Annotated in this window: 7 protein-coding genes; 2 read left to right on the top strand and 5 right to left on the bottom strand. The window is 70.4% G+C overall.

Going from position 1 to position 8,455, the window contains the following annotated elements:
- Positions 1 to 831 (top strand): endo-1,4-beta-xylanase (locus ABZU91_RS17720; protein WP_355241101.1); only part of this gene is annotated, 831 nt, incomplete at its 5' end.
- A 95-nt stretch (positions 832 to 926) separates the two neighbouring features.
- On the opposite strand, the gene ABZU91_RS17715 is transcribed toward ABZU91_RS17720, so the two are convergent.
- Genes ABZU91_RS17715 through ABZU91_RS17700 form a run of 4 tightly spaced genes read right to left on the bottom strand, consistent with a single transcriptional unit; the run spans position 927 to position 5,232 of the window.
- A complete protein-coding gene (locus ABZU91_RS17715; protein ID WP_355241098.1) occupies positions 927 to 2,081 on the bottom strand; it encodes a serine hydrolase domain-containing protein in 1,155 nt (384 codons plus the stop codon).
- Positions 2,082 to 2,084: 3 nt separating this feature from the next.
- Positions 2,085 to 2,909, bottom strand: a complete 825-nt coding sequence (locus ABZU91_RS17710; protein ID WP_354857223.1) for a carbohydrate ABC transporter permease — start codon at positions 2,907 to 2,909, stop codon at positions 2,085 to 2,087.
- Entirely contained in the window at positions 2,906 to 3,877 is a 972-nt protein-coding gene (locus ABZU91_RS17705) for a sugar ABC transporter permease (protein ID WP_355241095.1), read from the bottom strand. Before ABZU91_RS17705 ends, ABZU91_RS17710 begins: the two co-directional genes overlap by 4 nt.
- Positions 3,874 to 5,232, bottom strand: coding sequence for an extracellular solute-binding protein (locus ABZU91_RS17700; RefSeq protein WP_355241092.1), 1,359 nt, complete (start codon positions 5,230 to 5,232; stop codon positions 3,874 to 3,876). The genes ABZU91_RS17705 and ABZU91_RS17700 overlap by 4 nt, the downstream gene beginning before the upstream one ends.
- A 361-nt stretch (positions 5,233 to 5,593) precedes the next feature.
- Here ABZU91_RS17700 and ABZU91_RS17695 point away from each other — a divergent pair, with 361 nt between their 5' ends.
- Complete coding sequence (locus ABZU91_RS17695; protein WP_355241089.1) at positions 5,594 to 6,619, top strand: LacI family DNA-binding transcriptional regulator; 1,026 nt, start codon at positions 5,594 to 5,596, stop codon at positions 6,617 to 6,619.
- 119 nt (positions 6,620 to 6,738) lie between these two features.
- On the opposite strand, the gene ABZU91_RS17690 is transcribed toward ABZU91_RS17695, so the two are convergent.
- Positions 6,739 to 8,418, bottom strand: a complete 1,680-nt coding sequence (locus tag ABZU91_RS17690; RefSeq protein ID WP_355241086.1) for a ricin-type beta-trefoil lectin domain protein — start codon at positions 8,416 to 8,418, stop codon at positions 6,739 to 6,741.
- Positions 8,419 to 8,455: the final 37 nt, after the last annotated feature.

Here is an 8,455-nt window from a genome sequence, read left to right as displayed (position 1 = left end):
GGCGCCAAGCTCTGCTACAACGACTACAACACCGACGGCATCAACGCGAAGTCCACCGGCATCTACAACATGGTCCGCGACTTCAAGTCCCGCGGTGTACCGATCGACTGCGTCGGCTTCCAGTCCCACCTGGGCACCTCGGTGCCGGGCGACTACCAGGCCAACCTGCAACGCTTCGCCGACCTGGGCGTGGACGTGCAGATCACCGAACTGGACATCACCCAGGGCTCGAACCAGGCCAACGCGTACGCCCAGGTCACCCGGGCCTGCATGGCCATCCCCCGCTGCACCGGCATCACGGTGTGGGGCGTACGGGACAGCGACTCGTGGCGCGGTAACGACAACCCGCTGCTGTTCGACCGTTCGGGCAACAAGAAGGCGGCGTACACCTCGGTCCTGAACGCCCTCAACGCGGGCAGCGGCACCCCGACCACGCCGCCGCCCACGACGCCGCCGCCGACCACGCCTCCGCCGACCACCCCGCCGCCCACGACCCCGCCGCCCACGACGCCGCCGCCGACCACCCCGCCGCCCACCGGTAGCGGTTGCAGCGCCTCGGTGTCGCTGAACTCCTGGAACGGTGGCTTCGTCGCCACTGTCAAGGTCAACGCGGGCTCGACGGCGGTACAGGGTTGGACGGTCCGGATCACCCTGCCCTCGGGCGCCGCCGTCACCAACAGCTGGAGCACGCAGGCCAGCGGAACGTCCGGCACCGTGGACTTCCGCAACGTCGACTACAACGGCCAGATCGGCGCGGGCGGTAGCACCGAGTTCGGCTTCCAGGGCACCGGCAACGGTCCGTCCGGCACCCCCACCTGCACCGCGAGCTGACCCGTCCCCTCTCAGCTCACCCCCTGGGCACCCCCGGGGCGTCGCGGATACCGCGCGCCCCGGGGGTGTTCGCCGTCCGACCGGGGCGGCCTACGTCAGCCGTCGAGGCAGGCGCGGACGGCGGCGGTGAGACGGTTGGCGCGCTCGTCGCCCGCGCCGTACATCTGGTTCACGACGTAACCGAACCCCACCTCGTGGTACGCGTCGGCGAAGGCCAGGTTGCCGCCGGCGCCGTCGTGGCCGAAGCTGCGCTCCCCCAGCAGCGGCCGGGCCGGCTCGGAGTGCAGCAGGAAGCCGGTGCCCCAGCGCTGGCCGGTGTCGGGCGGACCGTGCCGCTGTTGGCCCCGCGCGCGGACGACGACCGCGTCGTCGACCGACGCCCCGGTGAGCAGGGGTCCGCCGCCCACGTCGGACACGCAGGCGGCGTAGAGACGCGCCAGGCCCTCGGCGGTGCTCACCGCGCCCGCGCCCGGGATGCCGGCGGCCTGGATGACGGGGTCGTTGAAGCTGACCAGCCCGTCGGCGTCCGCGGGGAAGGCGTACGCGCCGCCCATGGTGATGCCCCGCTCGGCGACCGCGTCGACGAAGGGGTCGGCGTCCGGCGGCGAAGCCAGATCCCAGGCGACGCTGTCGCGCTCGGCGGCGGGCAGCCCGAGCCAGGTACGCAGCCCCAGCGGGCCCGCGACGCTGTCACGGAGGTACGCGCCGGGGAGCTGACCGGTGACGCGGCGGATGACCTCGCCGACGAGCCAGCCGTACGTCATCGAGTGGTAGCTGTGTGCCGTGCCCGGCTGCCACAGCGGCGTCTGCGCCTCGATCGCCGCGATGACCGGGTCCCACGCGAGCACCTCGGCGAGGGTCAGGGGCCGGTCCAGGGCCGGCAGACCGGCCTGGTGGGTGAGCAGCCACCGCACGGGGATGTCGGCCTTGCCGTGCTGGCCGAACTCCGGCCAGTAGCGCGTCACGGGCGCGTCGAGGTCGAGGCGTCCCTGCTGCGCCAGCAGGTACGCGCAGATCGCCAGGATCCCCTTGGTGCAGGAGAAGACGACGGCCGGCGTGTGCGCGGTCCAGGGGCGTCCGGTGCGGGTGTCGGCCAGCCCGCCGTACAGGTCGACGACCTTGCGGCCCCGCACGTAGAGGGCGACCGCGGCGCCGACCTCACCGCCGGAGGTGAAGTTGTCGCGGAAGGCGTCGGCGACGCGCCCGTAGCGCTCGTCGACGTCGCCGTGGATCTGCGGCTGCGTGGCCACTGCCTATCCCTTCAGTGAGCCCTGGATCAGGGCCTTGATGAACTGTCGCTGGAAGATCAGGAAGACGATCAGGGTAGGTGTGAGGATCAGCAGCGAGCCAGCGCACAGCAGCACCAGGTCGGTGCCCCACTGGCCCTGGAACGCGCCGAGCGCCCCGGCCATCGTCCGTTTGGTGGCGTCGTCGACGAGGACGATCGCGAGCAGGAACTGGTTCCACGTCCACAGGAACATCAGGATCGTCAGCGAGGCGATGGCCGGGCGGGCCAGCGGCACCTGGACCCGCCAGAACAGCTGCCAGGTGCTGCTGCCGTCCACACGGGCCGCCTCGGACAGCTCGACCGGCACGTTGGTGAAGTGGGCACGCATCCAGAACACCGCGAACGGCATGTAGAGGCCGATCAGCGGCAGGATGATGGCCCATCGGGTGTTGAGGAGGCCGAGGTCCTGCATCTGGTAGTAGAGCGGGGTGACCACTGCCTCGAAGGGCAGCGTGAGGCCGAGCAGCAGCAGGCCGAAGACGAGCCGGCCACCGGGTACCCGCAGCTGGCCCAGCCCGAAGCCGGCCATGGTGGCGATGAGCACGGAGACCGGCACGACGCCGGCCACGATGAGCAGGCTGGAGCGCAGCAGGGCGCCCATGTTGGCGGCGGTGAACGCGTCCGCGAAGTTCCCCCACTGCGGGTCCGACGGCCAGGCCAGACCGTCGGGCACGGTGCCCCGCGGTTGCAGGGCGGCCGAGAGCATGCTCACGAACGGCAGCAGGGTGACGAGGATCAGGGCGATCAGGAACACCCGCCCGGTCACCTGCTCACGTCGGCTCAGGTTCACGGCTTCTCCCCCCGGGTCAGTCGCTGGATGGGCAGCACGAACGCCAGCACCAGCAGCATCAGCACGACGGCGAGCGCCGAGGCGAGCCCCACCTGACGCTGCGAGAAGGCGAGCCGGTAGATCTCCAGGCCGGGAACCGTGGTCTGCAGGCCCGGACCACCGCTGGTGGAGATGTAGACGATGTCGAAGCTGGCCAGCGCGGCGATGATCGTCACGGTGAGGCAGACCCCGATCTCCTGGCGCAGGCTGGGCAGGGTCACCGCGAGGAACTCCCGGACCGGCCCCGCGCCGTCCAGACGGGCGGCCTCGTAGAGCGCCGGGTCGATCTTGCTCATGCCGGTCACCAGCAGGATCGTGCAGAGACCCAGCAGGACCCAGGCCCCGATCACTCCGACAGCGGGCAGCGCCGTGTCGAAGTCGCCCAACCACGCGCGGGCCACCCCACCCAGCCCGAGGGCGCGCAGCACCTGGTTGACCAACCCGTTTGTCGACAGGAGCCAGCTCCACGCGATGCCGGCCGCCACCAGGGGAATGACCTGGGGCAGGAACAGGATCGTCCGGACCACGGTCCCGAACGCGCCGGTGGTGATCCGACGGACCAGGCTCGCCACCAGCAGCCCGAGCGCGACCGGGATGAGGCTGAAGAAGACGATCAGGATGATCGCGTTGGAGATGATCTTCAGCAGGTCGCTGTCGGTGAACACCGTGACGTAGTTGTCCAGGCCCGCCCAGCGGGCCACGCCGATCCCGTTCCAGTCGTAGAGCGAGTACTGGACGGTCAGGGCGAGGGGACGTAGGACGAAGACCGCGTACATCACGAAGGCGGGCAGGACGTACAACCAGCCGGTTCCGGCCGCGCGGGCCCACCGGCGTCGGTGGGCCCGCGCGGAGGCGGAACGGGCGGTACGACCCGCAGGAGCAACCTGGCCGTCCCGCCCGGGTGGTGCGCTGCCGAGGGCAGACGTCATCGGGACAGTTCCTTCTCGTACTCGGCCTGGACCGCCTTCACGTACCCCTCGGGCGTCTGCTGGCCGGCGACCAGCTTCTGCATCTCCGGCGTGATCGCGGCGGCGAAGATGCCACCGGTCGCGTTCGCGGTGAAGTCCACCGCGCCGTTCTCGGCCCCGAGCTGCTGCGCCGCCTTGAGGGTCTCGGCCAGCACGGTGTTCGGCGCGGCGGCCGGCACCGGGAGGTCACTCGGGCCGCCCGGGCTGGAGCCGCCGACCGTCACGGCGATCTCCCGCGCCTTGGCGTCGGTGTGGACCCAGTTCAGGAAGAAGGCGGCGGCGTCCGGGTTCTTGGCCTTCGCGGATACACCGAAGGTGTTGGGGGCGGACATCGCGACGTGCTTGGCGCCGGCGGCCTCCCCGGGGAACAGGAAGAAGCCCACGTTGCCGGGCATCGCCTTGTCGAGATTGGCCGACTCCCAGTCGCCGTTGAACATGAACAGGCCGTTGCCCTTCTGGAACTGCCCCACCATGCCCGCGTAGTCCAGGGCGTTGGCGTCCTTGGTGAAGTAGCCGGCCTGGGCCCACTTCTGGATGGTCTGGGTGGCCTTCAGCGCGGCCGGCGTGTCGAAGGTGGCACCCGGCTTCTGGAAGATCCAGTCGGCGACCTGGGCCGGGTCGCCGAACTGGTTCTGCAGCGCCTGGTGCGGGAAGTTGATGCCGGCGGTGTTCTTGTTGAACTGCATGATCGGCTGGATCCCGCTGGTCTTCGCCTTCGCGAGCAACTGCTCGAACTCCGCGACCGTGGCCGGCGGCTGGGTCATGCCGACCTGGCTGGCCAGCTTCTTGTTGTAGAACACGCCGGTGACGCTGTAACCGAGCCCCATGCCGTAGAGCGATCCGGTCCCCCGGGTCTTCTGGTCGCCGACGCGCAACTGCACGAGCTGCGACGCGGGGAACCTGTCCCAGCCGTACGCGGTGACGTACGGGTCGAGGTTCTTGAGCAGGTCGTCCTTCACGAGGTCGACCATCGTGGGGAGCCGGATGATGTCAGGCGCGTTGTCCGAGGCCATCACGCGCGGCGCGTTCTCCACGATGACCGTGAACTGGTCCTCGCGGATGGTGAACGTGACGTTCGGGTGCTGCTTGGAGAACTCGTCGGCCAGCGCCTTGGCCAGGGGGAAACCGGTCTCCGCGTACATCTGGAGGGTGACCGGCCCGGTGCCCAGGTCCGTCTTGACGGCGGCGTCGGGCCCGGCGGTCGACGAACGGTCGGCCCCCGGCGCGCTGCACGCCGTCGCGGCGAGCCCGAGCACCAGCAGCGGCGCGAGGACCAGCGCGCCGCGTCGCGGGAATGTCGTCAGGGTTTCTGCCATGTCATGACTCCTATGTTCCTCCGCGCGTCGGGCGGCCCATGGCCGCGCGACGGCTCCACCGGGGCCCTCGCGCCGGGCGAGAGACCACGACACCAGGGCCGCGACCGTCGCGCCGCCGCGCACGTGTACGGACGTTCAGCGCGGCGACCGGCAGTGTCTCCCGACGCGCCAAAAGTGGTCGCTAAACTGATTTAGCAGAGCATGCGCGTGACACTGGAGGCTGTCAAGGACAACCTGGCAACGGTCCGGAAACATCGGGTTCACACCGCGCCCGACCCGACCGGGGGCCGGGCTCCGGGTGCCGACGCATCATGATGAGCAGGAGCGGAGCCCGTGGCACCGCGCCTGATTCGGAGGACTGATGGGCCGCAACAGAGCAACCCTGGCCGACGTCGCGCGGCGAGCAGGGCTGTCCAAGACCGCCGCGTCGATGGTGCTCAACGGCAGAGAGGGCACGCGGCTCTCGGCCGAGGCACACCAGCGCGTGTTCGCCGCCGCCGAGGAGCTGGGCTACCGGCCGAACCTCGCGGCGCGCAGCCTTCGTACCCGCAAGACCGCGACCATCGCGTTCGTCTCCGACATCGTCGCCACCACCCGCTTCGCCGGCGGTCTCATCCGCGGCGCGCTGGACGCGGCCCGGGAACGCGACCACGTGCTGCTCATCACCGAGACGCAGGGCGACGCCACGTTCGAGCAGTACGCCATCGAGGCCATGCTCGACCGGCAGGTCGACGGGGTGATCTACGCGGCGATGGCCACCCGGCGGCTGATGGTGCCGCCGGCCATCCTCGGCGGCCCCGTGGTGCTGCTCAACGCCACCAGCTCCGACGGCCTGCCCTGCGTGCTTCCCGACGACGACCGGGCCGGCCGCGCCGTCGCCACCGCCCTGTTGGAGCACGGTCACCGCGACGCCATCGCGCTCATCGGGCGCAACCGGCTCAAGGAGGGCGACCCGGAGATCTCCCTCGCCGCCCGGGCCCGCCTGCGCGGCATCCAGCAGGCGCTGGGCGACGCGGGCGTCACGCTCCTCACGGAGTCCTTCTGCACCGAGTGGCTGCCCGAGCACGGCTATGCCGCCACCCGGGCGCTCCTGAACAGGCCGCAGCGACCGAGCGCGATCATCTGCATGAACGACCGGCTGGCGTTCGGCGCCTACCAGGCACTCGGCGAGGCAGGCCTCAGCGTCCCGGACGACATCTCGGTGATCTCGTTCGACGACGACCCGATCGCGGCCTGGTTGCGCCCGAGCCTGGCGACCACAGCGCTGCCACACGAGCTGATGGGCCGGCGCGCGGTCGAGCTGCTCCTCGACGGTGGCGCCGCCGAACCGTCGTTCGTCGCCATGCCGCTGCGCCGCCGCCGGTCCCTGGCGCCTCCCGCCCGCTGACCCCGCCTCGCCCCGGCCGAGGCGGACGAACGACAGGCCCGGCCCGGGACGCTGTCGCCCCGGACCGGACCTGTCGGTACTGCTGTCAACGCCTACATCGGAGCCCCTGACCAGACCGGCTAGCGCTGCGTCCAGCGTTGGTTGGCGGCGCCGTTGCAGGTCCACAGGAGCACCGTCGTGCCGTTGGCGGTTCCGTTGTTGTTCACGTCGAGACACAGGCCGGACTGCGCCCCGCTGATCGTGCCGTTCGAGTTGAACGTCCACCGCTGGTTGGCGCCGCCGTTGCAGTCCCAGATCTGGGCCTTGCTGCCGGCTGTGGCGTTGGTGGGAGCGTCCAGGCACTTGCCGAGCGACTGGAGGGTCTGCCCGCTGGACGTCCAGCGCTGGTTGGCCGCCCCGTTGCAGTCCCAGATCACCGGCTGGGTGCCGTTGGTGGTGTTGCTCTGCGGAACGTCCAGGCAGCGTCCGGAGGCCGCGCTGGCCAGCGCGAAGGAGGTCGTCGACGGCGGCGGCGTGGTCGGCGGGGCCGTGGTCGGCGGCGGGGTGCTGGTGTCGCCGCCGCTGACCCGGTACACCACCGTGCCGTGCGCCGGGACGCTGGCGGAGATGGAGCCGGTGCTCGTGCTGGTGCTGTTGCTCCAGGCGTCCACCAGGGTGAAGGAGCTGCCGGACTTGCCGACGGCGGCGGCCGAGGTGGAGATCGTCGTCGTCGAACCGCCCTGGTTGAACAGGGCGACGGCGACGTCGCCGTTGGCCAGCCGCTTGGCCAGCACGCGGCGGGTGCCGTCGAACGACACCTGGCTGGCCTGCAACCCGAGGGCGTCCTGGTTGATGGCGATCAGGTACGGGTTCTTGAGGATCGTCTGCGTCGCGGAGTTCATGTTGCGGACGTCGTTGCCGGCGATCAGCGGCGACGCCATGATCGCCCACATCGCGAAGTGGCTGCGCATCTCGGTGTCGTTCATGCCACCGCGGCCGACCTCCATCATGTCCGGGTCGTTGAACCCACCCGGACGCGCGTACGAGGCCATCGGAACGGTCACGTTGATGATGTTCTGGATGCCCATCGGGTAACCGTTGGTCTGCCCGGTGTCCCACGCGTTGGTGATGTCCTCGGTGGTCCGCCACATGTTCGCCACGTCGCCCCAGTTGCGCTGCGGGCCGGTCTTGGCGTGGATGCTGTTGGAGTTGATGCTGTAGACGATGGGCCGGCCGGTCGCGGCCAGCGCGTCCCGCATCTTCGCGAACGTGGTGACCTGGTCGTTGATGCTGCCGTTCGGCGAGCACCAGTCGTACTTGAGGAAGTCGACACCCCAGGCGGCGAACTGCCGGGCGTCCTGCGCCTCGTGGCCCTGGCTGCCGGTCGCGCCGGGATAGCTGTTGAAGTACTGGGCGCAGGTCTTGTCGACCGGCACCTGGTAGAGGCCGAACTTCAGCCCCCGCGCGTGCAGATAGTCGCCGAGCGCCTTCATCCCGCTGGGGAAGCGGGTGGGGTCGCCCTGGAGGTTGCCGGCGCTGTCACGGTTCGGGTTGAACCAACAGTCGTCGACCACGACGTACTGGTAGCCGAGATCGCGCATTCCGTTGCTGACCATCGCATCGGCGGTCTGCCGGATCAGCCCCTCGCTGATGTTGCAGCCGAACGAGTTCCAGCTGTTCCACCCCATCGGGGGTGTCCGGGCGACGCCGTTCTCCAGCGCCTGCGCCCCGGGCGCACGTAGACCGACGAGGGCGGCGGCCACGAGCAGACCGGCCGCCGCGGCCCGCCCCCAGTAGCGGGCTCGGACGTTTCGCTTCATACGGGAGCGTCCTTTCGATAGTGCCGTCCACGGAGGA

The organism is Micromonospora sp. NPDC005174 (assembly GCF_040608495.1).
Classification (GTDB): domain Bacteria; phylum Actinomycetota; class Actinomycetes; order Mycobacteriales; family Micromonosporaceae; genus Micromonospora.
Note: the sequence above shows the minus strand (reverse complement) of the source record. Positions and strands in the feature narration are given on the sequence as shown.